The following is a 26,982-nucleotide window of genomic DNA, read 5'->3' as shown; positions in this document are numbered from 1 at the left end:
AACGGCAATCAGCCCGCTTGTTCCTCAGTTGTTCAGATCGTACTTTTTGATCTTGTCGTACAGCGTCTTCTTGGGAATGCCGAGTTGCTCCGCCGCCGCCGCAACATTGCCCTCATGGGCGCGCAGCGCATGGCCGATCAGCCCGGCTTCGTAATGTTCAAGCTGCTGCGGCAGATTGCCGGCCCCAGCCTCGCCCGGCGGCGCCATACCGACCGAGGCATCACTCACCCCCAGCACCCAGCGGTCGGCGAAGTTGCGCAGTTCGCGCACGTTGCCGGGCCAGTCGCGTTGCTGCCATTGCAGCATCTGTGCGGTGCTCCATTGCGGCATGTCGCGGCCGTAGCGAAGGGCTGCCGCGTGGCAGAAATGCGCCAGCAGCAGCGGGATATCCTGACGCCGCTCGTCCAGCCGCGGCAGATCGATGCTGACCACGCCGATGCGGTAATACAGGTCTTCGCGGAAACTGCCCTGCCCGCTCATCTGCAACAGATCGGCCTTACTGGCGGCGATCACGCGGCAGTCGATGGAGATCGACTGGTTGCCGCCCAGACGTTCCAGCTTGCGCTCCTGCAGCACGCGCAGCAGCTTGACCTGCATCGCCAGCGGCATGCTTTCGATCTCGTCGAGAAACAGGGTGCCGCCATTGGCGTATTCAAGTTTGCCGATGCGGCGTTTTTGCGCGCCGGTGAAGGCGCCCGCTTCGTGGCCGAAAATTTCGCTTTCGAAGACGGTCTCGGGCAAGGCGCCGCAATTGAGCGCGACGAACTCGCCCTTGCGTTCGCTGGCGGCGTGCAACTGGCGCGCCACCACTTCCTTGCCGGTGCCGGTCTGACCATTGATCAGCACGTCCACCGCCGCCGGCCCGAGACTGCGGATCAGCGTGCGCACGCGCTCTATGGCCGGCGACTGGCCGATCAGCGGGCGCAACTCCGGGTCGAGCGCCCAGGCTTCCCGGAGGCGACGGTTTTCCATCACCAGCGCGCGCTTTTCGGCGGCGCGGCGCGCGATCTCCAGCAGGCGGTCGGAGGCGAAGGGCTTTTCGATGAAGTCGTAGGCGCCGGCGCGCATCGCGTCCACCGCCATGGCGACATCGCCGTGGCCGGTCACCACAATCACCGGCAAGTCGGCATCCAGCGCCACGCTGCGTGCCAGCACCTCAAGGCCGGACATGCCGGGCAAGCGCACGTCGGTCACCAGAATCCCGGCGAAGTCGCGCCCGATCAGCGGCAGCGCCTGCTCGGCGCTGTCGCAGGCCTGTACGTCGAAGCCGCCCAGTTCCAGCGTCTGCGTTGTCGCGCGACGTACATTGGGTTCGTCTTCGATCAGGATCGCCATGGCTGGCGGCGCGGCGTGTTCCATCATTTCTCCGGTGTCGACAAGGGCAGACGCACCACGAATTCGGCGCCGCCCTGAGGATGATTGTGTGCGCTGAGCTGGCCATTCATCGCTTGCACGATGGAAGAGGAAATCGCCAGCCCCAGACCCAGCCCCTTGCTGGAGGACTTGGTGGTAAAAAACGGTTCGAACAGATGCGGCGCAACTTCATCGGTAATGCCGGGGCCGCTGTCGTGAATCCGGATCACGGCAAATTGCTGATTCTGCTCCTGCTCCACCTTCAGCGTGATCAGCACCTGCTTGCGCTCACTCTCTTCCACCGCATCGATGGCATTGCGCAGCAGGTTGATCAGCACTTGCTCGGTGCGCACTGCGTCGCCGGTGACGCTGGCCGGATGTTCGATATGCACCTCGACATTGACGCCCTGCTGGCGCTGCTCATTGCCCAGCAACAGCGTGGCGCCCTCGATGGCCTGCGACAGATCGACGCAAGCCACCACTTCGCCGCTCTTGCGCGCGAAGCCTTTGAGCTGGGCGATGATCTTGCCCATGTTGGCGCTGGCGCCGCTGATGTATTCCAGATTCTCTTGCACCCGCTGATGCTTGCCCAGCGCCAGGAACTTGACGGCGTTGTCGGCGAAGGCGCGGATCGCCGCCAGCGGCTGGTTCAGCTCATGCGTGACGCCGGCCGCCATCTGCCCCAGCATGGCCAGCTTGCCGGCCTGCACCAGCTCGTTCTGGGTGGTGCGCAGCACGCTTTCGGTTTGCTGCAGCTTGTCGTACTTGGCGGCGATGGCCTGATTGGCGGCGGTCAGTTCTTCGGTGCGCAGGGCGATTTTCTGATCGAGCTCCAGCGCCGCGCGACGCAAGGCATCGCGCGACTCCAGCCGTTCTTCCAGGCGGCGCCGGCGCTGATACAGCGCCAGCAGCGCCACTGCGACGGCCGACATCAGCAGCACCGCCGCCAGGGCCCACATGGTGGCAGTGCGCGCAATGCGGGCTTGCGAAGGGAACAGCATCAGCTGCCAGCCGAGCTTGCCGACCGGACGCGAGATGTGTTCGCCGAAGCCGCGCTGACGCGCATTCGGCACCGAAGTGACCGGCGTGATCGGCTGATCGGCATACTGGTGCGTGCCTTCCAGCTCCTGCTCCAGCTGGCGATTGAGCGGGCGCAGGCTGTGATATTTCCACTCCGGGCGATTGCTGAGGAACACCACCCCGCCGCTGTCGGTCAGGGTGATCGGGTCTTCGCTGCTGCCCCAGGTATGTTCGAATTCGGTCAGATCAACCTTGACCGTCATCACACCGATCGGCGGTTCGGCGCCGCGCTGCGCGCCGGATGCATAGATGGGCTGAGCGATGAAATAACCTGGCTCGCTGGAGATGTTGCCGATGCCGTAGAAGCGCCCGGCGCGGCCGGCGACGGCTTCGCGGAAATAAGGCCGGAAGCGGAAATCGCTGCCGACGTAGCTGTATTTTTCATCCCAGTTGCTGGAGGCCAGCGTCAGGCCGCGCTTATCCATCATGTAGATGGATTGCACGCGCGATTGCTGCTGGATGATCTTGAAGGTGCGATTGAGGCGCTGAATAACGGCCTGATCGTAGGGATGATTCAGGGCGTCGGTCACATCGGCCTGAAAGCCGAGCGCGAATGGCAGGGTTTCGAATTTCTCAAGTATCGACTCAAGGTCGAGCGCGACGATCTGCAACTGGCGCTCGCCGATTTCGCGCAGATCGGCCTCTGCCTTGCGCGCCGCCAGATGATAGGTGATGCCGGCCAGCAGCATCGTGGCCAGCACGAAGAGGAGCGTCAGGATGAGATTTTTTCTTGCCTTCATGCGGGAGCGGATGCGCGCAGCGTCTATCGGAAAGCGAAACCATGGCGGCCGCCGGCTGGGGGACGCCATGGAACAAGGCGCTATGATAACCGCCCTGCCCGATCTGCTTGCTGCCGAGGCGCAGCTGGCTGAAGCCGGCCGGCTGCGCCTGGCTGTACCGAACTCAGGCCGGCTTGCGCGTACTGCTGTTGCCGGCGGCAGTCGTGGCTGGCTGCGCAGCATCGTGGTCGAACTCGTAGTCGTCCTGCGTCATATGGCCGTCGCGCTGCGAGTCCGGCATGCGGAAAGACACCAGCAAAGCCACTGCGCACAAGGCCGAGACGTAGTAGTAGAAGGTCGACTCCATGCCTATCGATTTCAGCGACAGCGCCACGAATTCAGCCGAACCGCCGAACACTGCATTGCCGACCGCATACGACAGGCCGACGCCCAGCGCGCGCACTTCAGCCGGGAACATCTCAGCCTTGATCAGACCGCTGATCGAGGTGTAGAAGCTGACGATGGCCAGCGCCAGAATCGCCAGACCGAAGGCCGCATAAGGGTTGGTGACATCCTTCAGCAGATGCAGGATGGGCACGGTGCACAACACGCCCAGCACGCCGAAGCACAGCATGGAATTGCGGCGGCCGATCTTGTCCGACAATGCGCCGAACAGCGGCTGCAGCAGCATGTAGACGAACAGCGCGCAGGTCATCACGGCGCTGGCGGTCTTGGCGTCCATGCCGGCGGTGTTCACCAGATACTTTTGCATGTAGGTGGTGAAGGTGTAGAACATCAGCGAGCCGCCGGCGGTGAAGCCGACCACATTGATGAAGGCCTTCTTGTGCTTGAGCAAACCGGCCAGGGTGCCGGCTTCCTTGTTGGCGCGGGTTTCCTTGCTGGAGGTTTCGGCCAGCGAACGACGCAGATACAGCGCGATCAATGCGCCGCAGGCGCCCAGCACGAAGGGAATACGCCACCCCCAGGCACGCAGTTCTTCCGTCGTCAGCACTTGCTGCATGACGAACAGCACCAGCACCGCGGCCAGCTGGCCGCCGATCAGCGTCACATATTGGAAGGAGGCGAAGAAACCGCGACGGCCGCTGGGCGCCACTTCACTCATGTAAGTGGCGCTGGTGCCGTATTCACCGCCCACCGACAAGCCCTGGAACAGGCGCGCGACCAGCAGCAAGGCCGGTGCGAAGGCGCCGATGGTGGCGTAGGTAGGCATACAGGCGATGGCCAGCGAACCGCCGCACATCATGATCACCGAGATCATCATCGAGGTGCGACGGCCGTGCTTGTCGGCGATGCGGCCGAACAGCCAGCCGCCGATGGGACGCATCAGGAAACCAGCGGCGAACACGCCGGCGGTATTGAGCAATTGCGAGGTCGAATCGCCCTTGGGAAAGAATACCGGCGCGAAGTAGATCGCGCAGAACGAGTACACGTAAAAGTCGAACCATTCGACCAGGTTGCCGGACGAGGCGCCCAGAATGGCGTAAATACGCTTGCGGTAATCGGCGGCCTTGGCGGCTGCCGCGCTCTTGATGTCGGACATGAAGATCTCCTTCTCCAGATACTTGTTGATATTGATTGACGCGCCTCTTTCGTCGCGCTGCCGGCGCGATGCAGGACGGTCTGCTTCACCGGTGGTCCGGTGCTTGTTGTTGTTGATCGCTGCACATGCACCCCGGATAAGCAGGATCCGCGCTGCGAAGGCGACTCAAAGACGGAACGAAGAAAACAAACGGAAGCACGGGAGGAAGGCGCGCGTGTCTGCGTGCGGCATGCCGCACGAATGCGCGAGCCGGGCGATGGCCTGCATGTCTGCCTCCTGTATTGGTTTGCTTATGCCTGCTCTATTGCAGTCTTCGTGCCAGGCCAATGACAAATACGGAGGCAGCTCAAGCCCTTGATTTTTATGGTGATTATTAAAGAGCGGCGCTAAGGCCTTTTGACCATATTCCGAAAAATCAGAATTCGACGGAGCCTGATTCCGAAAATCCAGAAAGCATTGCCATGCAGCTCAGTGGAGGCGAGTGGAATGCTGCACCGCACATGCATTGTTATCTGAGCGCAAAAGAAAAACGGCGCGTCTCCCTGAGGAAACGCGCCGTTTTCAGAACCGGCACACGCGCTCTTGCCAGCGCGTATCTTGATCGGCTTGCTTAGCGATCTGCCAGCGCATCCATCACGCACAGTGCCGTCATGTTGATGATGCGACGGACGGTGGCCGACGGCGTCAGGATGTGAACCGGCTTGGCGCAGCCCAGCAGGATCGGTCCGATTGCCACGCCGTTGCCCGACGAAGTCTTCAACAGGTTGTAGGCGATGTTGGCGGCGTCGATGTTCGGCATCACCAGCAGATTGGCGTCGCCCTTCAGCGGCGAATCCGGAATCGCGCTGGTCAGCAGCTTGTGATCCAGAGCGGTGTCGCCGTGCATCTCGCCGTCGACTTCCAGATCCGGCGCATTGCGCTGGATGATCGCCAGCGCGGCGCGCATCTTGCGTGCCGACTCGCTGTCGCTGGAGCCGAAGTTCGAGTGCGACAGCAATGCTGCACGTGGATGCAGACCGAAGCGGCGCATTTCTTCGGCAGCCATGATGGTGATCTCGGCCAGCTGTTCGGCGTTCGGGTTTTCGTTGACGTGCGTATCGACCAGCACCAGCTGGCGGTTCGGCAGAATCACGGCGTTCATGGCGGCGTAGACGTTCACGCCTTCACGCTTGCCCAGCACCTGATCGATGTAATGCAGGTGCAACTGGGTGGTGCCGTAGGTGCCGCAGATCATGCCGTCGGCATCGCCCTTGTGGATCGCCATCGAACCGATCAGGGTATGACGGCGACGCATTTCCAGCTTGGCGTATTGCTCGGTGACGCCCTTGCGGCGGGTCAATTCGAGGAAGGACTGCCAGTAATCGCGATAGCGCTCGTCGAAGTTCGGGTTGATGACTTCGAAATCGGTGCCGGCGCGCAGACGCAGGCCGAACTTCTTGATGCGCTGTTCCAGCACTTCCGGACGGCCGACCAGAATCGGCTTGGCCAGATTTTCATCGACGATCACCTGCACCGCGCGCAGGATGCGCTCTTCTTCGCCTTCGGCGTAGACGATGCGCTTCTTGGCTTCGGCCGCCTTCTTCGCGACCTGGAAGATAGGACGCATGAAGGTGCCGCTGTGGTAGACGAACTGCTCCAGCTTTTCGACATAGGCGTTCATGTCCTGGATCGGACGTGCAGCCACGCCGGAAGCCTCGGCAGCGCGCGCCACGGCCGGCGCGATCTTGATCATCAGACGCGGATCGAAGGGCTTGGGAATGATGTATTCGGAGCCGAAGGACAGATTGGTCACGCCGTAAGTGGCGGCCACGATGTCCGACTGCTCGGCTTGCGCCAGTTCTGCAATCGCGTGCACGGTGGCGATTTCCATCTCGCGGGTGATGGTGGTGGCGCCGGAATCCAGCGCACCGCGGAAGATGTAGGGGAAGCACAGCACATTGTTGACCTGGTTCGGATAGTCCGAACGGCCGGTGGCGATGATGGCGTCGTCGCGCACGGCCTTGACGTCTTCCGGCAGGATTTCCGGATTCGGATTGGCCAATGCCAGCACCAGCGGACGCGCCGCCATCTGCTTGACCATGTCTTGTTTCAGCACGCCGGCGGCCGACAGGCCGAGGAAGATGTCGGCGCCGGGGATCACTTCAGCCAGGGTGCGGGCGTCGGTTTCGCGCGCGAAACGCTCCTTGTCCGGATCCATCAGTTCGGCACGGCCCTTGTAGACCACGCCGGCCAGATCGGTGACATAAATGTTTTCGATAGGGAAGCCGAGATCGACGATCAGATCCAGGCAAGCCAGCGCCGCAGCGCCCGCGCCGGAGACCACCAGCTTGACTTCCTTGATGCTCTTGCCGACCACCTTGAGGCCGTTCAGGATCGCTGCGCCGACGATGATCGCGGTGCCGTGCTGGTCATCGTGGAACACCGGGATCTTCATCTTCTCGCGCAGCTTGCGCTCGATGTAGAAGCACTCCGGCGCCTTGATGTCTTCCAGATTGATGCCGCCGAAAGTCGGTTCCAGCGCGGCGATGATGTCGATCAGCTTGTCCGGATCGGTCTCGTTGACTTCGATGTCGAAGACGTCGATGCCGGCGAACTTCTTGAACAGCACGCCCTTGCCTTCCATCACCGGCTTGGACGCCAGGGGGCCGATATTGCCCAGACCCAGCACCGCAGTGCCGTTACTGATGACGGCGACCAGATTGCCGCGCGCCGTGTATTTGAATGCGTTGGCCGGATCGGCCACGATTTCTTCGCAGGCTGCGGCCACGCCGGGAGAATACGCCAGAGACAGATCCCGCTGGTTGGTGAGCAACTTGGTCGGGGTCACGCTGATTTTGCCCGGAGTCGGAAACTCGTGGTATTCCAGGGCGGCCTGACGAAGCTGCTGACGCACTTCTTCTTTCTTACTGATCATCGAATCCATACTCTGTATTCTCTTGTTGACGTGGCGAAGACCGCAGATTCTAGCAGAGGTCGGTCTTCAATCATAGGCATAGCGACTACCATCGCCCCCGCGCAAACCCACTCCTGCACTGGATTTACAGGTAAAACCAATTTACCGCTTTGACGTTGTGCATCGCAACATCCAGGCACATGCGATAGTCCCCATTTGAGTGCATTGAAACAGGTTCAAGTGACTTTTCGGTGACATTAGGCTGAAGTTAGGGCGACGTTCGCGCCAACATCGACGCACCGCAGTGCGCTCCAGATTGGTTACAATCACAGACATGCTTTCCGAATTCGAACTCATCGCGCGTTACTTCACCCGCCCCATGGCCGCAGGCAGCCGCACTGCGCTTGGCGTGGGGGACGACTGCGCGCTGCTCACGCCGTCAACCGGCATGCACCTGGCGATTTCCAGCGACATGCTGGTGGAAGGCCGCCACTTTTTTGCCGGCGCCGATCCCTTCATGCTGGGTCACAAATGCCTGGCGGTGAACCTGTCGGATCTGGCCGCCATGGGCGCCCAGCCGATCGCCTTCACGCTGGCGCTGGCCTTGCCCGAGGCCCGTGCCGAGTGGCTTGAGCCCTTTGCGCGCGGCATGCTGGAACTGGCTGATCGGCACGGCTGCGAGCTGATCGGCGGCGACACCACAAAAGGTCCACTGACGATCAGCATCACGGTATTCGGCGAAGTGCCCTTGCACCATGCTTTACGCCGCAGCGCAGCAAAAAATGGCGACGACATCTGGATTTCAGGTTCGCTGGGCGATGCCCGGCTCGCGCTGGCAGGCTATCGCGACGAACTGAAACTGGATGAAGCGCAGCAAAATCTGGCCGCGCAACGCATGCATCAGCCGACCCCGCGTGTGGAATTGGGACAGGCGCTGCGCGACATCGCGCGCGCCGCCATCGATATTTCAGACGGGCTGGCGGGCGACTTGGGCCATATCCTGCAGCAATCCGGCGTCGGCGCCACGCTCGACGTCGATGCGCTGCCGCCCGGTCCCGCATTGCAGCAACAGCCGTCCGAACTGCAACGCTGCTTTACGCTCAGCGGCGGCGATGACTATGAGATCTGCTTTACCGCGTCGCCCAAACAACGCGCAGCCATTGAAGCCGCCGCGCTCGCCTGCCATACCCCGGTGACCCGTATCGGCAGCATTGAATCCCAACCCGGCCTGCGCCTGCAGGACGCCGCAGGCCAGCCATTGGACCTGGCACTTACTTCCTTCGATCACTTCACTTCATGAGCACCACTACACCCGCCGGCGGCCAGGCAGCCGCCGCATCGTCGCGCCCCAAAGCCAATTCGCGTTTCATGCTGGCGCATCCCGCACACTGGATCGCCCAGGGCTTCGGCAGCGGCCTCTCGCCCATCATGCCGGGCACCTCCGGCACCCTCTTTGGCTGGCTGTGCTACGTGGTGCTGAGCACGCGCTGGCCGCAGATTTTCAATGCGCCCAACTGGCTGGCCATCATCGCCGCCGGATTCGTGGTCGGCGTCTGGGCTTGCCAGCGCACCGGCCGCGATCTGAACGCGCCGGATCACGGCAGCATGGTGTGGGATGAAATCATCGCCTTCTGGCTGGTGCTGGTGTTCCTGATGCCGGCCGATCTGAAAACACAATTCTATGCATTCATAGTGTTCCGCTTTTTCGACATGGTGAAGCCGCCGCCGATCGCCTATTTCGATCGCCGCTTCAAGGGCGGCTTCGGCGTGATGTGGGACGACATCGTGGCGGCCTTCTACACGCTGCTGGTATTTGCGTTCTGGCGCGCAGCATAGGACAAACACGTAACAAATGCGTAGAGCAAGCGCGTGGAAGTCGGCCGCGATGACGTGTATGCTTGTGAAGCGTTCCTCATAGAGCAGGAAGAGCAGAAAACGCTTTGCCAACCCTTTAAAGGATGACAACACATGGATACCACGATTGACTTAGCTACCCGCGTAGGCCAGGCGCTCAAAGCCAAGGGTCTGCTGCTCGCCACTGCCGAATCGTGTACCGGCGGCGGCATCGCCCAGGCCGTCACCGAAATCGCCGGCTCGTCTGAATGGTTCGACTGCGGTTTCGTCACCTACTCCAATTCATCCAAGAACGAATTGCTGGATATTCCGGAATCCATGATCGCGCTGCACGGCGCGGTCAGCGAGGAAATCGCCGGCGCCATGGCTGAAGGCGCGCTGGCCAACAGCAGCTCCGACATCGCAGTATCGACCACCGGCATTGCCGGCCCCGGCGGCGCGGTGCCCGGCAAGCCGGTCGGCACGGTCTGCTTCGGCTGGCGGCTCGGCGATCACACGCATACCGAACGCCTGGTGTTCTCCGGCGACCGCCATGCAGTGCGCGAACAGACCGTGATCCATTCGCTCAAGGGCATACTGAAGTTGCTGTCCGACTGATTGCAGCGACTATCGGAGCACACAAGACAAAATACAAAAGGCCGTTTCCAGAATATGGAAACGGCCTTTTTTTCGCCCTGCCTGTCTGAATAAAACGCTCAGCTGGTTCAGCGATGGCGATTGATCGCGTCGCGGGTTTCCAGCGCCACGCGGCGGGCTGCGGCGGTGTAGTCTTCGCCGGTTTCACGCTGCGCGTAAAGAATTGCACGCGAGGAATTGATCATCATGCCGGCGCCGGCTTCGGTCCTGCCGGCCTTGACGGTGGCCTCGATATCGCCGCCCTGCGCGCCCACGCCCGGCACCAGCAAAGGCATGTTGCCGATGATGGCGCGCACCTGCGCCAGTTCCTGCGGGAAGGTCGCGCCGACCACCAGACCGCACTGGCCGTTGGTATTCCATTTGTCGGCGACCATGCGCGCGACGTGCTGATACAGCGGCTTGCCGTCCACCTGCAGGAATTGCAGATCGGAACCGCCTGCATTGGAAGTGCGGCACAGCACGATCACGCCGCGATCCTTCCATTCCAGATACGGCGCCACCGAGTCGTAGCCCATGTATGGGCTGACCGTCACCACATCGGCGCCATAGCGCTCGAAAGCTTCGCGTGCGTACTGCTCGGCGGTGGCGCCAATGTCGCCGCGCTTGGCGTCCAGCACCAGCGGGATGTCGGGATAATGACGACGAATATAAGCGCAGATCTGCTCCAGCTGATCTTCGGCGCCGAGCGCCGCGAAATAGGCGATCTGCGGCTTGAAGGAACAGGCGGCGTCGGCAGTGGCGTCGACGATGGCGCGGCAGAATTCGAAAATGGCATCCGACTTGCCGCGCAGTTCGTCAGGCAGACGCTTGACGTCAGGGTCCAGTCCCACGCACAGCAGAGAATTGCGCGATTTCCACGCGGCGGTCAGTTTGTCGATGAATGTCACGGTGTGGCCTTAATATGCAAAGATGCGCTATTGTATCGCGCCGACCGGTCTATATATGGGTTGCAGCGCCTTCTCGCCGCATTTTGAGGCACCAAATGACAGCCTCAAAGTCACAGAGGTTTATTTTTTGACGAGGAACAACAAGATGAAAAAATACTTTGCATGGCTGGCCGTAGCCTTCTTTGCGCTGAGCCTGTCGGGCTGCGGCTACAACGATTTTCAGGCCAAGGATGAAGCAACCAAAGCGGCCTGGGGCGAAGTCGTCAACCAATACCAGCGTCGCTCCGACCTGATCCCGAATCTGGTCAACACCGTCAAGGGCTACGCCTCGCACGAAAAAGATACGCTGGAAGCTGTCATCAAGGCGCGCGCCGCCGCGACCAGTTTCCAGATCACGCCGGAAGTGTTGAACAATCCGCAAGCCCTGGCCAAGTTCCAGCAAGTACAAGGCGATCTGTCTTCGGCGCTGTCGCGTCTGATGGTGGTCTCGGAAAACTATCCGCAGCTGAAGGCCGACACCAGCTTCCGCGATCTGCAATCGCAACTGGAAGGCACCGAAAACCGCATCACTGTGGCGCGCCAGCGCTACATCGCGTCGGTTCAGGAGTACAACATTCTGGCGCGCAGCTTTCCCACCAACATCACCGCCAAGATTTTCAGCTATGAAGTCAAACCCTCCTTCACTGTAGAAAACGAGAAGGCGATTTCGACCGCGCCGGCCGTCAACTTCGGCAAGTAAGCGGCCGATGCGCGCGCTGACACGTCTCCTGAAACACCGGTCGCCGCTGGCGGCCGCAGCCCTTCTCACGCTGCTCGTGATCTCACAAGTGCTGTACCTGCGACCGGCGGCGGCGCAAGAATTTGTCGCCGTGCCGCCGCTGAGTTCGCACGTGGTTGACCTGGCCAACATGCTGGACGCCGGCCAGCGCGACACGCTCAACAGCGTACTGACCGACTACGAGACCCGCAGCGGCAGCCAGATCGCCATTCTGCTGATCCCCAGCACCGCGCCGGAAGCCATCGAGCAATACAGCATCCGCGTGGCAGAAGCCTGGAAGCTGGGACGCAAGGGCGTGGATGATGGCGTGCTGCTGATCGTCGCCAAGGACAATCCCAAGGCCCTGCGGCGCTTGCGTATTGAAAGCGGACGCGGCGTGCAGGGCAGCCTGACCGATGCCCAATCCAAGCGTATTCTGGAAGACGTGATCGCACCGCATTTTCGTCAGAACGATTTCTACGGCGGACTGGCGGCCGGCGTCTCGGCCATCAGCAGCCTGATCGATCAGGAAAAACTGCCGGCCGCAGAACGCAAAGAGGCGCAAGCCCAGAGCGCGGCCGAGGGTGACTGGGAAGCGCTGATTCCACTGATTTTCTTTATCGTCTTCATTGTCATCGTGATCATTTCGCGCCGACGTGCGCAAGCGCGCAGCAGCCTGAACAGCAATACCTGGGGCAACGCCGCCGGCGTGATCATCGGCAGCATTCTGGACCAGGCCAGTCGTCGCGGCGGTGGCAGTGGTGGCGGCTTCACCAGCAGCGGTGGTTTTTCGTCGGGTGGCGGCTCGGGCGGCGATTCTTTTTCCGGCGGCGGCGGCAGTTTCGACGGCGGCGGCGCTTCGGGGGACTGGTGATGAGCCACACACACAACAAGCCACATCGTAATTCACGCCTCACCGCGCGCCTGCTGCATCATTTCATGAGTGGCAAAGCGGCGGCGCGCAAGGCCTTCCCTTCAGGCACGCTGAAGGAAATCCAGAACACCATCGCCGCCGGTGAAAAGACCCATCGCGCAGAGCTGCGCGTGATCGTCGAAGCGTCGCTGTCGCTGGGCGCGGTGATGCGTTACGAAACTTCGCGCCAGCGTGCGCATGAGCTGTTTTCGCATTACCGCATCTGGGACACCGAAGAAAACTGCGGCGTGCTGGTCTACATCAATCTGGCCGATCACAAGGTCGAGATCATCACCGATCGCGGCGTCGGCCCTGAGCTGACGCGCGAGCAATGGCAAGACGCCTGCGCCATCATGACGCGTGGCTTTGCACAAGGCCGCTATCACGACAGCGTGCTGGACGCGCTGCGCACGCTCAATGATTGGCTGGCCCAGAAACTGCCGGCAGACCGGAGCAAGCCGGGGCATAACGAAATCTCCAATCGTCCGCTGGTCTTGTAGACCCGCTTCTGCATCCGGCAGCAAAAATGAAAACGGCCGCATCAGATAACTGATGCGGCCGTTTTCACTTGAGCAGTCCTGCGCTCAGCGATCAACCGTTCTCATACACCCACTGCAACAAGGCATCCTGCGCCTTCTGGCCTGCGGCGGCAGCGGGATGATTGATCAGAAACACCACGGCATAATATTTGCCCGACGCCGCCTGCACATAGCCTGCAATCGAGCGCACGTCATTGAGCGAGCCGGTCTTGATATGCGCCTGCCCAGCCACGCTCTCCATCTTCAGGCGCTTGCGCATGGTGCCGTCGAAACCGACCAGCGGCATCGATGAAATGAATTCTGGCATCACCGGCGAACGGAAGGCCTGCGCCAGCAGACGGCCCAGCAGCATCGGTGTGAGGCGCTCCACGCGCGACAGGCCGGCGCCGTTTTCAATCACCAGCGAATTGGCGTCGATGCCCTTGTCCGCCAGCCAGCTGCGAATGGTGCGCGCGCCGTTGGCGGTGTCGCCGGGCTGGCCGGTCATCTCGGCGGCGATGGTCAGCAGCACCTGGCGCGCCATCACGTTGTTGCTGAACTTGTTGATGTCGCGAATCACCTCCGGCACAGCCGGCGATTGCCATTCGGCCACCAGTTGCGCATTCGGCGCCACCACGCCCTGCACCACGCGGCCGTTGAAACTGCCGCCGAGATCGATCCACATCTGACGGAACATGGCCGACAGATATTGTGTGGAATCCATGCGATATGGATGCAGATACCAGGTCTGAATACCGCAGGCCGCAGGATAGGCGCCACCGAAAGCTACGCCGTTGGCATCGACGTTGGCCTGCAGTTTGCCGCGCCAGTCACCGCATTCTTCGCGCGACAGGCGCGGTGCGTTCAAACTGAAGCCGGCCATCGGCGGGTCCATGGTGGTGATGACGCTGCCCTTGGCCTCATCCGGCACGAAACGCAGGGTGATGGTCTTGTAATTCAGCAGCAAGGCATTGGGGCCGACGTTGTAAGGCTTTTGCGGATCGCCGTCGAACTGCGAAGGATCGTAGACAGTCTCGGCGAAGAAGCTGCGATCCAGCACCAGATTGCCGCGAATATCCTTGATGCCGCGCGCGCGCAGCTGACGCAGGAACAGCCAGAAATTTTCCAGCACCAGCTTGGGATCACCGCCGCCCTTGATGATCAGATCACCGGTCAGCACGCCTTCATTGAGGATGCCATCGGTATAGGCGCGAGTTTTCCAGACATAGGTCGGGCCCAGCAATTCCAGCGCGGCATCGGTGGTCACCAGCTTCATCACCGAAGCCGGATTGAAGGACTGCGTCGGATTGGCCGATACCAGCGTGCGATTGCTGCTGTCGGCCTCCTGCACCAGCACGCCGACGTTCTGCGTCGGAATATGCGCCACGCGCAAAGCGCCGACCACGGTGGGCGGCAGATTCTGCGCGGCGGCGGAAGCTGGCGCCAGCGCCTGAAACAGAGAAACAAGAAAAATGGACAGCGAGGAAAAACGCGCGAGGGGCTTTGTGAAATGCAGCATGATTCAACCGGTGAGAACGACAGCGCATTATAGGACCATCTGCCCTATCAGGCTGCCGAGCGGCATCGCATCCATGCGGAGGTCATCGAGAGCGGCCGCGCTTTATGTGAAGCGGCATCTGATCGGCTTTTCTTTTCGCCGCGCATTAACATTTCCACATGGAAATTCAGAAAAATTCGGCTACCCTTAAAGCAGCAAAAAGCGGCACAATGCGCCCTTCCAGAATCGCTGCAAGGTGTCGGAGTGGCGATTGCGCATAGAACACCTCAATACCTGACGCCGCAGCTTCCGGCGATTAAAACAGGTTTAGATCCGACGCACATTGCATGCGTCGGCACTGGCAGCCGGAAGGCCTCGGGGGAGGCGCGATTCGCCGGCATCATCCGCTACACCGCGGTGTACTGCAGCAAAAAAGAACGAACCGATATGCCTTCAAGCCGTCCTCATCGTCCCGCGCTCAGCCTGTCGCAAAAACTGGCTGCCTTGGCTACCCTGGTCAGCAACAAGCTGTTGCCGCTGTTCGCATTCAGAAAACATCGCGCCGAAGACATGCCGCCCGAGGCGCTGATCGGCAAGGGCGTGCGCTTCGTCAAACGGATTTATCGCTTGCGCGTGATCGGTCTTGGCATCGGATTCTTTTGCGTGGCGGCCGGTTTTTTACAAGCCCTGGTGGCGCCGCCGCTGTGGGTGCTGCTGGTTTTTCACGGTTTCATCTGGCCGCATCTGGCGCGCTACTGGGCGCTCAACAGCGCCATCCCCTATCGTGCCGAACGCCGTAACCTGGTGATCGATGCCGGCTTCGGCGGATTCTGGATCGCCGCCATGCAGGGCAATCTGATTCCCGCCACCGTGATCATCGCCATGCTGTCGATGGACAATATCGCCGCCGGCGGCATGCGCCTGTTCGTGCGCGGCCTGTACGCCAGCCTGACCGGCTTCGCGCTGGGCTGGCTGCTGCTGGGCTTTGAATTCACACCGCAGTCGGATCTGACCACCATCGTCGCCTGCCTGCCGATGCTGGTGCTGTATCCGCTGGTGCTGGGCAAATCGACCTACGACATGTCGAAGAAGCTGGCCGAACGCTCACGCGCATTTGAGATCGTCAGTCAGCAGGATGGACTGACTGGCCTGCTCAATCGACGCTACTGGGAAACCCAGCTGATCGAAGAATTCGACAACTGCCATCGCGGCACGCATGACTCCTGCCTGCTATTGCTCGATCTGGATCACTTCAAGAACATCAACGACACGCACGGCCATCTGGTGGGCGACGAAGTGCTGCGCAATTTTTCGGCGCTGCTGCGCGAGAATCTGCGCGCCGACGATGCCATCGGCCGTTATGGCGGTGAAGAATTCGTGGTGATTTTGCGCAAGACCGCACTGGCCGAAGCGTTGGCGCTATCGCAGCGTGTGATCGACAAGGTGCGGGAACAGCGCGAGCTGGGCAATCGATTGCAGGGCTGCACGGTGAGCGCCGGACTGGTGCCGTTTTCACATACGCTGGAAGCGCATTTCTCTTGGCTGCAGCGCGCCGATCACGCCATGTATTGCGCCAAGGAACAGGGGCGTGATTGTCTGATGGTGGAGGGTGAAGACGGCCAAGTATCCGCAATTTCAGATGCCGAAGGCGGCGTGATGGCGGCCACTCTGCTCGCTTCGGTGGTGGCGCAAACGCATGCTGCGGTGTTCAGCAAACAGCGGCCGCAAGCTTGAGCCTGTTTCGCTTATCGAATGCTTATCGAATTCAAGCGAACCGCTGAGCAGGATTTTCACGATCGGCGAGGTGACAGAACATTGTGCGCGAATAATGCCGCACGCCATCAACTCGGCCACGCAAAAAAGACCGGCGCCGCGCAGGTGCCACGACCCCGCTTGCAGCACCGGCCCAACAAATCAAGGGCGGAGCATCCGGTGGGAAAACTGACCGCGAATTCATGAAGAATGCGGTTCCTCCGGAGCTCCAGCCACTGCCGCAACGAGCGGCCAACGAGCCGAAGAAGCTCGTTAAATCAGCGCTGGCAGAGCCTCCAGCACTAATAGCGCCATCAGCGCGCCGACTACCGCACCGAATGTTCTCAACGTCGTCCTGACGAATCTCGACGCGACCGGGACTTCGCCGCACATGACGAAACCGACCAGGGCCATAGGGATGAAAAACACAAGATTGTTCATGATGAGATTGGACATGGCGCTTGTCTCCTTGATGTTGTGTTTGTGATTTGAGTATAGGCCGCGAGCCGCATAAAACAAGCTTGCCCGCCCACAATTCGTTGCTGCATAGCAGCGCGCATACGCGAGTCCGCGCAGCCGGTCTGTGTTGCGAATGCACAAATCTTTCTCGCCCGGCCGGATTTGCCTTGACCCGTTTTTAAGCGCAAGAGTAGAATCCGCCCGTTCATATTTTTTTGGAGTCCCTCTCATGGGCACTTGTTCGGGTGACAGTTGTTGCCGGAAAATTTCCGGCTAGCCACGGCAAGATCAAAGCAGGACTCTCCTGCCTTCATCTTGCATCTGGCAGATGAAGGCAAATCGATGCGCAGCAGACTTTCTGACAAAGTCCTGACGTTCACGCTGCGCAGCGTTTCTCCCTCAGCACAACTTATCGACGATCGATCGCCGTATCAACCGCGACGGATTTGACGTTTCAGGCATGCGCACCTGCGCGGCTGCTCGGCATGGTTTCAGCCCTGGCTGGCCATATTCCGGCAGCACGCCAGCGCCATGCCGGGCGCAGCAAGCATGACGCTTGCCGCCTGCGTTCGTCCGCCATCGCGGTGGGATTACGGCATCCGTACAAGCATCGATGAAAGGGTCTTCGCCAACCGAAAGCGGAGGCTGCCATGCGTCATATGCATCAGGGAATTCCTTGAACCCACATTGTTTTTTCGTCGATTTGTCATCGATTTGTCAAACGGGCTCGTTAGAGTACTGACTCTTCCATCCGCCCGACCCACTGAAGATGCACGCCTTGCATTGAATCGCATGCATCGTTCCGGAAAGCCACTTCACCAAGCCTCCCCGCCGGTGAAGACAACAAGAAAAGAAGTTCGCCATGAATCTGAATCTGCTGAAAGAAACCTTTGCCAGCTTCGTCCGCGCCCGCGGAATGGATCGCCACTTCCGTCGCCTCGGCATGGACATGTTCCGCAGCTCGCCGCTGACCAAGGAAGTGCCGCAAACGCTGGCGCAGCAACTGCTGGAAGCCTCGCGCGGCGATACCGCATCTCTGCTGCAACGTCTGCACACCCGCCCTGACGGTCTGACCGAGCAGGAAGCCGACGCCATCCGCGCCGAAACCGGCCCCAATGAAGTCGAGCACGAAAAGCCGCTGAGCTGGTGGGTGCACCTGTGGCATTGCTACAAGAATCCGTTCAACCTGCTGCTGACCCTGCTGGCCGCCGTTTCCTTCTACACCGAAGACATGAAGGCCGCGATCGTGATCGGCACCATGGTGGTGGTGTCGACGCTGATGCGCTTCATCCAGGAATCGCGTTCCAACACGGCCGCCGACAAGCTCAAGGAAATGGTCAGCAACACCGCCACCGTGATGCGTCACGACCTGGTGGCCGATATCGCCGAAGAAGCGCAGCGCTACTTCGACGTCACCCTGCATCCCAAGGGCGCCAAGCGCATCGAACTGCCGATCAAACTGCTGGTGCCGGGCGATATCGTGCAACTGTCGGCGGGCGACATGATCCCGGCCGATCTGCGTCTGCTGTCGGCCAAGGACTTGTTCGTCAGCCAGGCTGCGATGACCGGCGAATCACTGCCGGTGGAGAAATTCATCACGCCCGCCAACACCGACGCCAGCAGCCCGCTGGAGCTGGACAATCTGTGCTTCATGGGCACCAACGTGGTCAGCGGCTCGGCCACGGCCGTGGTGCTGACCACCGGCAAGCGCACCTACTTCGGCGCGCTGGCCGAACGCGTGACCGCCGCCGACCGCTCGCCGACCGCGTTCCAGTCGGGCGTCAACAAGGTCAGCTGGCTGCTGATCCGCTTCATGCTGGTGATGACGCCAGTAGTATTTTTCATCAACGGTTTCACCAAGGGCGACTGGGTTGAAGCCTTCCTGTTCGGCCTCTCGGTCGCGGTCGGTCTGACGCCTGAAATGCTGCCGATGATCGTCACCTCGACGCTGGCCAAGGGCGCAGTTGCCTTGTCGCGCAAGAAGGTGATCGTCAAGCGGCTCGACGCGATCCAGAACTTCGGCGCCATGGACGTGCTGTGCACCGACAAGACCGGCACACTGACGCAGGACAAGATCTTCCTCGAACGCCACACCGGCATCCTCGGCGAAGCCAACGATGAAGTGCTGCAATACGCTTACCTGAACAGCTATTACCAGACCGGCCTCAAGAATCTGCTGGACGTGGCCGTGCTGGAACACGCCGAACTGCAACGCGAAATGGCGATCGCCTCGGCCTATCGCAAGGTCGATGAAATCCCCTTCGACTTCCAGCGCCGTCGCATGTCGGTGGTGGTCAGCGAGCGCGAAGATCACCACGAGCTGATCTGCAAGGGCGCAGTCGAAGAAATCGTGTCGGTCTGTACCCATGCCAAGAAGAATGGCGAGATCGTGCCCTTCACCCCTGAGCTGCTGGCGGAAATCCGCGAGACTACCGCCAGCCTCAACGCCGAAGGCCTGCGCGTAGTCGGTGTGGCCGCCAAGGATCTGCCGCCGACCAAGGAGGTCTACAGCCTGGCCGATGAATCGGACCTGGTGCTGATCGGTTACATCGCCTTCCTCGATCCGCCTAAGGAATCGACCGAGCCGGCGCTGACCGCGCTGCGCGGGCATGGCGTGACGGTCAAGATCCTGACCGGCGACAACGAACTGGTGACCGCCAAGATCTGCCGTGAAGTCGGCCTCGAAGTGGAAGGCATGCTGCTCGGCTCGCATGTGGAAAAGATGAGCGACGCCGAACTGGCCATTGCAGTCGAGAAGACTACCGTGTTCGCCAAGCTCAGCCCGGCGCACAAGGAACGCATCGTGCGCGTGCTGCACGACAACGGTCATGTGGTTGGTTTCATGGGCGACGGCATCAACGATGCGCCGGCGCTGCGCGCTGCCGACATCGGCATTTCGGTCGACACCGCGGTTGACATCGCCAAGGAAGCGGCCGATCTGATCTTGCTGGAAAAGAGCCTGATGGTGCTGGAAGAAGGCGTGATCGAAGGCCGCAAGACCTTCGCCAACATGCTGAAGTACATCAAGATGACGGCCAGCTCCAACTTCGGCAATGTGTTCTCGGTGCTGATCGCCAGCGCGTTTCTGCCCTTCCTCCCGATGCTGCCCTTGCATCTGCTGGTGCAGAATCTGCTGTATGACGTGTCGCAGATTTCCATCCCCTTCGACAATGTCGACAAGGAGTTCCTGGAAAAACCGCAGCGCTGGAATCCTGGCGAAATCGGCCGCTTCATGGTGTTCTTCGGTCCGATCAGCTCGATCTTCGACGTCAGCACATTTGCGTTGATGTGGTACGTGTTCGGCGCCAATTCACCGGATCACCAGACCCTGTTCCAGTCCGGCTGGTTCATCGAAGGCCTGCTGTCGCAGACGCTGATCGTGCACATGATCCGCACCAAGCGCGTGCCCTTCTTCCAGAGCCGCGCCTCGTGGCCGCTGATGGGCATGACGCTGATCATCATGGCTATCGGCATCATCATTCCGATGTCGCCGCTGGCGCACTACTTCAAGCTGGAAGCGCTGCCGCTGAGCTACTTCCCCTGGCTGATCGCGATTCTGGTCTGCTATGCGGCGCTGATCCAGGGCATGAAGCGCTGGTACTCGAACCGCTACGGCTGGCAGTAAAGCTGGCAGGCACTTGAGCTGAATAGCTTCAATTGAAGCCTGCCCCGCGCAGGCGGACAAAAAAACGGGATGCATCTGCATCCCGTTTTTCTTTGTGCGATTCAGTTTTGCTTACCCTGCCAGCCCCGCCGCGATATTGATCGAGAGACCGATGATCGCCGCATTGAAGACAAAGCAGATCAGCGATTGCGCCAGCACCGTCTTGCGCATTTCGCGGGTGGCGACGCCGACATCCGAGGTCTGCACGGCGACGCCGATGGTGAAGGCAAAATAGAGGAAGTCCCAATAGTCGGGATTCTTTTCGCCGTCGGCGAAGCGTAGCGGCAAATGATCCGGATCGTCGTCGTCCGCATAGAACAGACGCGCATAGTGCAAGGTGAAGATGGTGCCGATCAGGAACCAGGAACCGAATACCGTCACGCCCGTGAAGGCATAACGCAGCAAGTGATGGTCGGCGCCTCCCTTCGAAGACCCGGCCAGTTCCAGCAAGATCGCCACCAGACTGGCGACGGCGGCAATCGAGACCATGCCCAGCACCAGCTGCGCGCTTTCATCCTCGGCCTCGGCCAGCCGTTTGGCATCCGCCGCATTGGCGCGGTACATCATCACCCAGATGGTCAGCAGATAGGTCCAGACGCCGGCATTCCATCCGATCAGGCCATGCGTGATGAGCGATTCGCAGGGAATCAGAAAACCGGCCACCAGGCCGACAGCGAGCGCGACCAACAGACGCGGATGAACCTGAACGATGTGACGTGCGACCGACATGAATGGAATCCGGAAACAAGAATGGCTGAAACATTAGCATGCTTCAGCCCTCCGGCCCGCCCTGTTTCAGGGTATGCCGTGAAAACATCATCCGTCATTCACTGGCTGACGATCGACAACTGGATCACGGCACAAAAGAATTGATGCGGCCGATTGCCAGCTTGCTCTTTCCAGGTGTCGCCATGCCCGGCACCCTGAGGACTCCGCCCAATTCAGACTGTATTGTGGAGACGGCAACGAGCTCGCCGTCGATCAGCACGGCAAGCTCCTTACCGATCATCTCCTTGCTATAAGTCTGCAGGCGCTCTTTACCTTCGGGCGTAAGTTTGATGTCAATGGAGCTCTCTCCAGCCTCGTCCGCGCTCATCTTCGCAATCAGCACATGACCGGCCGCGACTATCGCCTCAGGCGCAAGATAGACCCGCACTCCCTGCTCGTCCTTGAGTGGTATCCAGCCAGCCTGGGCATCGCGACTGGCGGCATGGATTTCAAACGGTGTCATATCCGAGGTACGGATTCTCTCATCCACCATGTTGCAAGCGACCTGAGCAAGGACAAGCAGACCGTATGCCCAATATCTCAAACACTGTTTCAATCCCAACATATACTCCGCCAAGCAAGTTATACAGAACGCCAGGCAAGCCCGTAACACAGCTGCCTTAAGCAAGAGCAATGGACTCTACGTAAGACATGGCTTATCCGATATGGGAAAGTTCTCAAAAAAAATGACCGGTATCCACCAGGATCCGGTCATCACATCTTTTGAATTTCATGCCGCGGGAACGCCGGCCTGAAGAACTGACTGTGTCTACTTCGAAGTCGAGATCAGATGCGCCGCCTGCACCGCATCGTCAAATCTCTTGAAGCCGGTCAGCGCCATGCTGTTGGAACTCAGCGGCGCCTGCACCATCGCCACATTCATCACCTTGCCATCCAATACCACCGCCAGTTGCTTGCCGACCAGATCACGCGTGCCGGCGTTCAGACGCATGCTGCCCTCGGGCGTGAACTGCACCAGCAGAATCGCATTGCCGGCGGCATCCTTCTGCGCCGTGGCACGCTGGATATCGCTGGCGTTCACCACAATCTTCGGCGACAGATACAGCACCGAACCAGGCACGTCGCTGTTGGTGGTCTTGGTCCAGCCCTCGGTCTGGGTCATGGTGGCGCCGCGCAATTCAAACGGCGATTTGCTCGCCACCGAACCGGTGCTGCTACAGGCGGCGAGACCGGCGGCCAGCACCAGCAAAGCGGCCGGCAACGCCATTCGGCCCAGACGCTGCAACGGACCGGCAGAGGTTGTCGCGAGTTTCTGATACGGCTGATTCTGTACGATTTGCTTCAAAATTCATGCTCCTTCAATGCGCGTTCTGCGCGTTCCCTGGCGCCGGCAAGCGCCTCTTCTTCTGTCGCAAACAAGCCCGCCGGGATATAGGTCTCGGCGATCTCGGGCTCGCGCGTGAGCCGCACAAAGACTTGCGCCTCGAATGCGTGATCCGGCTTTTCAACCGCATCATAACGGGCGATATGGGTGCCGCTCTGCAATACTTTCTCGGTCATGCTACCTCCGTCTTGAACAGGTGATTGGCAATTTGGACAGAGCGAATGGCGCGTGGTTCGCAAAAAATGCCGCCAATAAAAAAGCCGCCGCGGCATCAACGGCACTGGGCGGCGCAGCAAAAAATATCCATCAGGAAACTACTGGCGATCATTTCCTTGACGACAACTCTGTTGTATTTTGCACGAACGACGACTCGCCTGGCTCCCTCTTACTCGGCAAAGCCCTGGTAATAGCGCAGCACGGCGGCATCATCCAGCTTGCCCATGCCGCGGCCGCTGACCCCGAGGAAGCTTTGCAGCGCCGCGGCTGCAATCGGCGCAGGAAAGCGCAGGCTGCGCGCCACGTCGCTGACGATGCCCAGATCCTTGACGAAAATGTCCACCGCGCTGGTCACGGTATCGTATTCATCGGCCACCATGCGCGGACCGCGATCGTTGAGCATCCAGGAAGCCGCAGCGCTCTGGCTGACGACGTCGAACACCGCCTGCTTGTCCAGCCCGGCATGTTCGGCCAGGGCCAGCGCCTCGCCGGCGGCGGCCAGATGCACGCCGCACAACAACTGGTTGATGGCCTTGACCATGGCCCCCTGCCCGGGGCGCTCGCCGACCACTTTGAGACGGTTGCCCATCAGATCGAAAATGAAACGGCTCTCTTCGATCTTCTGGCGATTGCCGCCGGCCATGATGGTCAGCGTGCCGTGTGCCGCGCCCACCATGCCGCCGCTGACCGGCGCGTCGATGAAGGTCCAGCCGCGCGCCTTGCAGCGCTCGCCCAGCGCGGCCGCTTCCTCCGGCATCATGGTGACGCAGGAGATGATCACCAAGCCCGGCTGCGCAGTTTCGTGCAAGCCCTGGTCGCCGAAAATCACTTGTTCGGTCTGCTTGCCGTTGACCACGAAAATCACCGCATGCGAGGCTTCGCGGTTGGCTTCGGCAGCGCTGGCGCAAGCCTGGCCGCCGGCTTCGATGATGATCTGCAGCGCTTCGGCGCGCAGGTCGAAGGCTTGCAAGCGGATGTCTTTGGCAGCGGCCAGCAGCCTGGCGCTGTTGAGCCCCATGGCGCCCAGGCCGACGAAGGAAACGGTATGTGTCATTTTCTACTCCTGATTTTTCGCGACTTCTATTGCCGAGGGGGCTTACAGCCAGGCTTTGATACTGGCCGACATCGCTTCAGTCGAGATGCCGTAACGATCATGCAGCGTCGGCAAGGCGCCGGCGTCGAGGAAGGCATCCGGCAAACCGACGTGGCGGAAGCGCGGCGCGATGCCGTTGCGCAGCAGCTCGCAAGCCACCGCTTCACCCAGGCCGCCGACCACCGAATGATTCTCTGCGACGACCACCATGCGACCGCTCTTTGCCGCTTCGCGGCGGATGGTTTCGACGTCCAGCGGCTTGATGGTCGGCACGTGCAGCACACCGACGTCGACGCTGTCCTTCTGCAGCAGCCTGGCGGCTTCCAGTGCTCGCATGGTCATCAGGCCGCTGGAAATGATCAGCACATCGCGCCCGTCGCGAATCATCTTGGCCTTGCCCAGCTCAAATTTGTAGTTGTACTCGTCCAGCACCAGCGGCACGTTGCCGCGCAACAGCCGCATATAAACCGGCCCTTTGTATGCCGCGATGGCCGGCGTAGCCTGTTCGATATCGAGCGCATCGCAAGGATCGACGATGGTCAGCTTAGGCATGGCGCGAAAGATCGCCAGATCGTCGGTGGCCTGATGGCTGGGGCCGTAGCCGGTGGTCAGTCCGGGCAAGGCGCAGACGATCTTGGCGTTCAGATTTTCTTCGGCGATGGCCATGCAGATGAAGTCATAGGCGCGGCGCGAGGCAAACACGGCGTAAGTGGTGGCGAACGGCACGAAGCCTTCGCGCGCCATGCCGGCGGTGGCGCCCATCAGCAATTGTTCGGCCATGCCCATCTGAAAGAAGCGCTCGGGATGCTGCCTGGCAAAAATGTGCAGGTCGGTGTATTTGCTGAGGTCGGCGGTGAGGCCAACGATGTCCTTGCGCACCTCGGCCAGCGCGGCCAGCGCATGACCGAACGGCGCCGGCCTGGTGCGCTGTCCTTCGCCGGCGATGGAGGCGATCATGGCCGAAGTTTTCAGCCGCTGAGGGGCGGACCCGGCCGCCGGATTCCTGACTATGCTATTCATGCGCCAACTCCTTGCGGTCCTTGCAACACATCCAGGGCCAGTTGCCATTCGGCTTCGTCAACGCGGATGAAGTGATTCTTCTCGCGCTGCTCCAGAAACGGCACGCCCTTGCCCATCAGGGTGTCGCAGATAATGATGCGCGGCTTGTCGATGCTGCTGTCGCGGGCCCGGTCGAAGGCAGTCTTGAGCGCCTCCAGATCGTTGCCGTCCACGCGTTGCACATACCAGCCGAAAGCGCTCCACTTGTCGCCCAGCGGTTCAAAGTTCAGTACCGAACCGGAGGGGCCGTCGGCCTGCTGGTTGTTGACGTCGACGATGGCGATCAGATTGTTCAGCTTCCAGTGGCCGGCCGACATCGCCGCTTCCCAGGTCGCCCCCTCATCCAGTTCGCCATCCGACAGCAGGTTGTAGATGAAGGACCTGGATTTTTTTTGTCGCAGACCGAGCGCCATGCCGACCGCGATGGTCAGTCCCTGACCGAGCGAGCCGCCGGTGATTTCCATGCCCGGCGTATAAGCCGCCATGCCCGACATCGGCAGGCGGCTGTCGTCGGAGCCATAGGTCTCAAGTTCGGATTCAGGCACGATGCCGGCTTCGATCAGCGCCGCGTACAGCGCAATGGCGTAGTGGCCGATCGACAGCAGGAAGCGGTCGCGCGGCTCCCACTGCGGATCTTCCGGCTTGTAATTCATCGCGTGAAAATAGGATACGGCTAGCACATCGGCGATGCCCAGCGCCTGCCCGACATAACCCTGCCCTTGAACGGCGCCCATCTGCAATGCGTGCCGGCGAATGTTGCAGGCGCGCTCGGCCAGGGACAAGGGCTGTCCCGTCAGTGGTGTCTGCATGTCTTGTCTCCGTCATTGTTGTATGCGCGCGGCGCTGCGGCGCCGCAGCCTCAGCAGCGTCGATTGACCTCGCGCGAAAACTAGCTTAAAAGTTCGAAGACCCTCTGAATAGCGACTTATATTCGCCAACCAATGAAACAGATTCATCGTTATCCCGCACTGCGCAAAGCCTCCATCAAGGGCCTGCAGGCCTTTGAAGCGGCTTACATGCACAGGAATTTTGCGGCTGCAGCAGCAGAATTGTGCGTGACCGCATCGGCGGTCAGCCATGCCATTCAGGCGTTGGAGAAGGCGCTGGACGTGCAATTGTTTGATCGGATCAAGCGCAATGTAGTGCCGACCGAAGCCGGCGCACGTCTGTTTCTGGCAATCCAGCGCTCCTTCACCGAGATCGATCGCGAGATGCGAACCATCATGGAGCAGAGCTCGAAACTGCAGGCCGTCACGATTCAGGGCGTGCCGAGTTTCACGGCGATCTGGCTGATGCCGCGCCTGCCGGACTTCCTCAAGGCGCATCCGGAAATCGATCTGCGCCTGTGGGCCATCCATCAGGAACCCGACTTCAACAACAGCGGTCTCGATCTGGCGATTCTGTACGGCCAGCCGCCCTCTTCACCCGGCCTGCTGATCGAGCGCCTGGCCCAAAATGAAAGCTATGTGCCGGTGTGCTCGCCGTCGCTGGTGGAGGGGCGAAAGCTGCCGCTCAAGCCGCATTCGCATATCGAGCTGCCGCTGATTCACAACGATACCTCGGTGGTGTCATGGACTGACTGGGCGGCGCGCTATGCGGAGGATGAAACCGATGTCGAACGCGGCCTGCATCTGGATCGCTCCTTCATGAGCATCACCGCCGGCGTCGATGGTCTCGGCATGTGCCTGGAAAGCACGCTGCTGGTGCACGAGCATCTGCAACAGGGCAAGCTGGTGATGCCCTTCGGCAATCTCGGTCTGCCGGCGCCGGCGCATTTCATGTGCGTGCCCAGACACAAGGCCGGGCTGGAAAAGGTGAAGGTGGTGATGGAGTGGATACGCTCGTGGCTGCCGGCCCACTGAGCAGCGCTGCACATCAGATCAAGAGAAGAAAGCGGCCGCAGGACTGAAGAATCAGCGCTGCGGCCGGGGAAAATCAAGTGCCCACATTCGGGTAG

The 26,982-nt window shown here is 60.7% G+C and carries 23 protein-coding genes; 9 read left to right on the top strand and 14 right to left on the bottom strand.

The window, feature by feature from the left end; genetic code table 11:
* Positions 1 to 24: 24 nt before the first annotated feature.
* The 4 genes from PQR62_RS03470 to PQR62_RS03455 all read right to left on the bottom strand — a co-directional run bounded on the left by PQR62_RS03470 (position 25) and on the right by PQR62_RS03455 (position 7,636).
* On the bottom strand, positions 25 to 1,362 hold the full coding sequence (locus tag PQR62_RS03470; protein ID WP_408154856.1) for a sigma-54-dependent transcriptional regulator: 1,338 nt from the start codon (positions 1,360 to 1,362) through the stop codon (positions 25 to 27).
* Positions 1,359 to 3,173 (bottom strand): sensor histidine kinase, encoded by a 1,815-nt coding sequence (locus PQR62_RS03465; protein ID WP_408154854.1) that lies wholly within the window; start codon positions 3,171 to 3,173, stop codon positions 1,359 to 1,361. Before PQR62_RS03465 ends, PQR62_RS03470 begins: the two co-directional genes overlap by 4 nt.
* Before the next feature lie 163 nt (positions 3,174 to 3,336).
* On the bottom strand, positions 3,337 to 4,713 hold the full coding sequence (locus tag PQR62_RS03460; RefSeq protein WP_408154852.1) for an MFS family transporter: 1,377 nt from the start codon (positions 4,711 to 4,713) through the stop codon (positions 3,337 to 3,339).
* Between the two features lie 610 nt (positions 4,714 to 5,323).
* Positions 5,324 to 7,636, bottom strand: a complete 2,313-nt coding sequence (locus PQR62_RS03455) for an NADP-dependent malic enzyme (RefSeq protein ID WP_408154850.1) — start codon at positions 7,634 to 7,636, stop codon at positions 5,324 to 5,326.
* A gap of 304 nt (positions 7,637 to 7,940) precedes the next feature.
* Here PQR62_RS03455 and thiL point away from each other — a divergent pair, with 304 nt between their 5' ends.
* The 3 genes from thiL (at position 7,941) to PQR62_RS03440 (ending at position 10,057) form a co-directional block, all read left to right on the top strand.
* Positions 7,941 to 8,906: a thiamine-phosphate kinase gene (thiL, locus tag PQR62_RS03450; RefSeq protein WP_408154848.1), complete on the top strand. Its 966-nt coding sequence runs from the start codon at positions 7,941 to 7,943 to the stop codon at positions 8,904 to 8,906.
* Positions 8,903 to 9,442 (top strand): phosphatidylglycerophosphatase A family protein, encoded by a 540-nt coding sequence (locus tag PQR62_RS03445; protein ID WP_408154846.1) that lies wholly within the window; start codon positions 8,903 to 8,905, stop codon positions 9,440 to 9,442. Before thiL ends, PQR62_RS03445 begins: the two co-directional genes overlap by 4 nt.
* Positions 9,443 to 9,574: 132 nt before the next feature.
* Positions 9,575 to 10,057 carry a CinA family protein gene (locus PQR62_RS03440; RefSeq protein WP_408154844.1) on the top strand — a complete coding sequence of 161 codons (483 nt, stop codon included), beginning with the start codon at positions 9,575 to 9,577 and terminating at the stop codon, positions 10,055 to 10,057.
* Between the two features lie 107 nt (positions 10,058 to 10,164).
* Here PQR62_RS03440 and pyrF read toward each other — a convergent pair whose 3' ends face one another.
* Positions 10,165 to 10,983, bottom strand: coding sequence for an orotidine-5'-phosphate decarboxylase (gene pyrF / locus PQR62_RS03435; protein ID WP_408154842.1), 819 nt, complete (start codon positions 10,981 to 10,983; stop codon positions 10,165 to 10,167).
* 145 nt (positions 10,984 to 11,128) lie between these two features.
* On the opposite strand from pyrF, the gene PQR62_RS03430 reads away from it, so the two are divergent.
* The 3 genes from PQR62_RS03430 to PQR62_RS03420 are packed head-to-tail and all read left to right on the top strand — an operon-like array spanning position 11,129 to position 13,153.
* Complete coding sequence (locus PQR62_RS03430) at positions 11,129 to 11,722, top strand: LemA family protein (RefSeq protein WP_408154840.1); 594 nt, start codon at positions 11,129 to 11,131, stop codon at positions 11,720 to 11,722.
* A 7-nt stretch (positions 11,723 to 11,729) separates the two neighbouring features.
* Entirely contained in the window at positions 11,730 to 12,614 is an 885-nt protein-coding gene (locus PQR62_RS03425) for a TPM domain-containing protein (protein ID WP_408154838.1), read from the top strand.
* On the top strand, positions 12,614 to 13,153 hold the full coding sequence (locus PQR62_RS03420; protein ID WP_408154836.1) for a TPM domain-containing protein: 540 nt from the start codon (positions 12,614 to 12,616) through the stop codon (positions 13,151 to 13,153). The genes PQR62_RS03425 and PQR62_RS03420 overlap by 1 nt, the downstream gene beginning before the upstream one ends.
* A 91-nt stretch (positions 13,154 to 13,244) precedes the next feature.
* Here PQR62_RS03420 and dacB read toward each other — a convergent pair whose 3' ends face one another.
* On the bottom strand, positions 13,245 to 14,690 hold the full coding sequence (dacB, locus tag PQR62_RS03415; protein WP_408154834.1) for a D-alanyl-D-alanine carboxypeptidase/D-alanyl-D-alanine endopeptidase: 1,446 nt from the start codon (positions 14,688 to 14,690) through the stop codon (positions 13,245 to 13,247).
* 426 nt (positions 14,691 to 15,116) lie between these two features.
* Here dacB and PQR62_RS03410 point away from each other — a divergent pair, with 426 nt between their 5' ends.
* Entirely contained in the window at positions 15,117 to 16,403 is a 1,287-nt protein-coding gene (locus PQR62_RS03410; protein ID WP_408154832.1) for a diguanylate cyclase, read from the top strand.
* A 291-nt stretch (positions 16,404 to 16,694) separates the two neighbouring features.
* Here the strand turns inward: PQR62_RS03410 and PQR62_RS03405 are convergent, their stop codons facing one another.
* Complete coding sequence (locus PQR62_RS03405) at positions 16,695 to 16,877, bottom strand: hypothetical protein (protein WP_408154830.1); 183 nt, start codon at positions 16,875 to 16,877, stop codon at positions 16,695 to 16,697.
* 865 nt (positions 16,878 to 17,742) lie between these two features.
* On the opposite strand from PQR62_RS03405, the gene mgtA reads away from it, so the two are divergent.
* A complete protein-coding gene (gene mgtA / locus PQR62_RS03400) occupies positions 17,743 to 20,505 on the top strand; it encodes a magnesium-translocating P-type ATPase (protein WP_408154828.1) in 2,763 nt (920 codons plus the stop codon).
* A 111-nt stretch (positions 20,506 to 20,616) separates the two neighbouring features.
* Here mgtA and PQR62_RS03395 read toward each other — a convergent pair whose 3' ends face one another.
* From PQR62_RS03395 to PQR62_RS03365, 7 genes are all read right to left on the bottom strand, one after another.
* Positions 20,617 to 21,273: a DUF1345 domain-containing protein gene (locus tag PQR62_RS03395; protein WP_408154826.1), complete on the bottom strand. Its 657-nt coding sequence runs from the start codon at positions 21,271 to 21,273 to the stop codon at positions 20,617 to 20,619.
* A gap of 124 nt (positions 21,274 to 21,397) precedes the next feature.
* Entirely contained in the window at positions 21,398 to 21,877 is a 480-nt protein-coding gene (locus tag PQR62_RS03390; RefSeq protein ID WP_408154824.1) for a SecDF P1 head subdomain-containing protein, read from the bottom strand.
* A gap of 204 nt (positions 21,878 to 22,081) precedes the next feature.
* The gene (locus tag PQR62_RS03385; RefSeq protein WP_408154822.1) at positions 22,082 to 22,618 is read right to left on the bottom strand and encodes a SecDF P1 head subdomain-containing protein; all 537 of its coding nucleotides are present in this window, start codon (positions 22,616 to 22,618) and stop codon (positions 22,082 to 22,084) included.
* A complete protein-coding gene (locus PQR62_RS03380; RefSeq protein ID WP_408154820.1) occupies positions 22,615 to 22,833 on the bottom strand; it encodes a hypothetical protein in 219 nt (72 codons plus the stop codon). The genes PQR62_RS03385 and PQR62_RS03380 overlap by 4 nt, the downstream gene beginning before the upstream one ends.
* Positions 22,834 to 23,042: 209 nt before the next feature.
* Positions 23,043 to 23,927, bottom strand: a complete 885-nt coding sequence (locus PQR62_RS03375; RefSeq protein ID WP_408154818.1) for an NAD(P)-dependent oxidoreductase — start codon at positions 23,925 to 23,927, stop codon at positions 23,043 to 23,045.
* A 42-nt stretch (positions 23,928 to 23,969) separates the two neighbouring features.
* Complete coding sequence (locus PQR62_RS03370; RefSeq protein ID WP_408154816.1) at positions 23,970 to 24,986, bottom strand: transketolase family protein; 1,017 nt, start codon at positions 24,984 to 24,986, stop codon at positions 23,970 to 23,972.
* Positions 24,983 to 25,834 carry a transketolase gene (locus PQR62_RS03365; RefSeq protein ID WP_408154814.1) on the bottom strand — a complete coding sequence of 284 codons (852 nt, stop codon included), beginning with the start codon at positions 25,832 to 25,834 and terminating at the stop codon, positions 24,983 to 24,985. The genes PQR62_RS03370 and PQR62_RS03365 overlap by 4 nt, the downstream gene beginning before the upstream one ends.
* Before the next feature lie 132 nt (positions 25,835 to 25,966).
* Between PQR62_RS03365 and PQR62_RS03360 the strand changes: the two genes are divergently transcribed.
* Positions 25,967 to 26,887: a LysR substrate-binding domain-containing protein gene (locus PQR62_RS03360; RefSeq protein WP_408154812.1), complete on the top strand. Its 921-nt coding sequence runs from the start codon at positions 25,967 to 25,969 to the stop codon at positions 26,885 to 26,887.
* Positions 26,888 to 26,982 lie beyond the last annotated feature (95 nt).

The organism is Herbaspirillum lusitanum (genome assembly GCF_046025995.1).
Lineage (GTDB): Bacteria > Pseudomonadota > Gammaproteobacteria > Burkholderiales > Burkholderiaceae_D > Herbaspirillum > Herbaspirillum lusitanum_A.
Note: the sequence above shows the minus strand (reverse complement) of the source record. Positions and strands in the feature narration are given on the sequence as shown.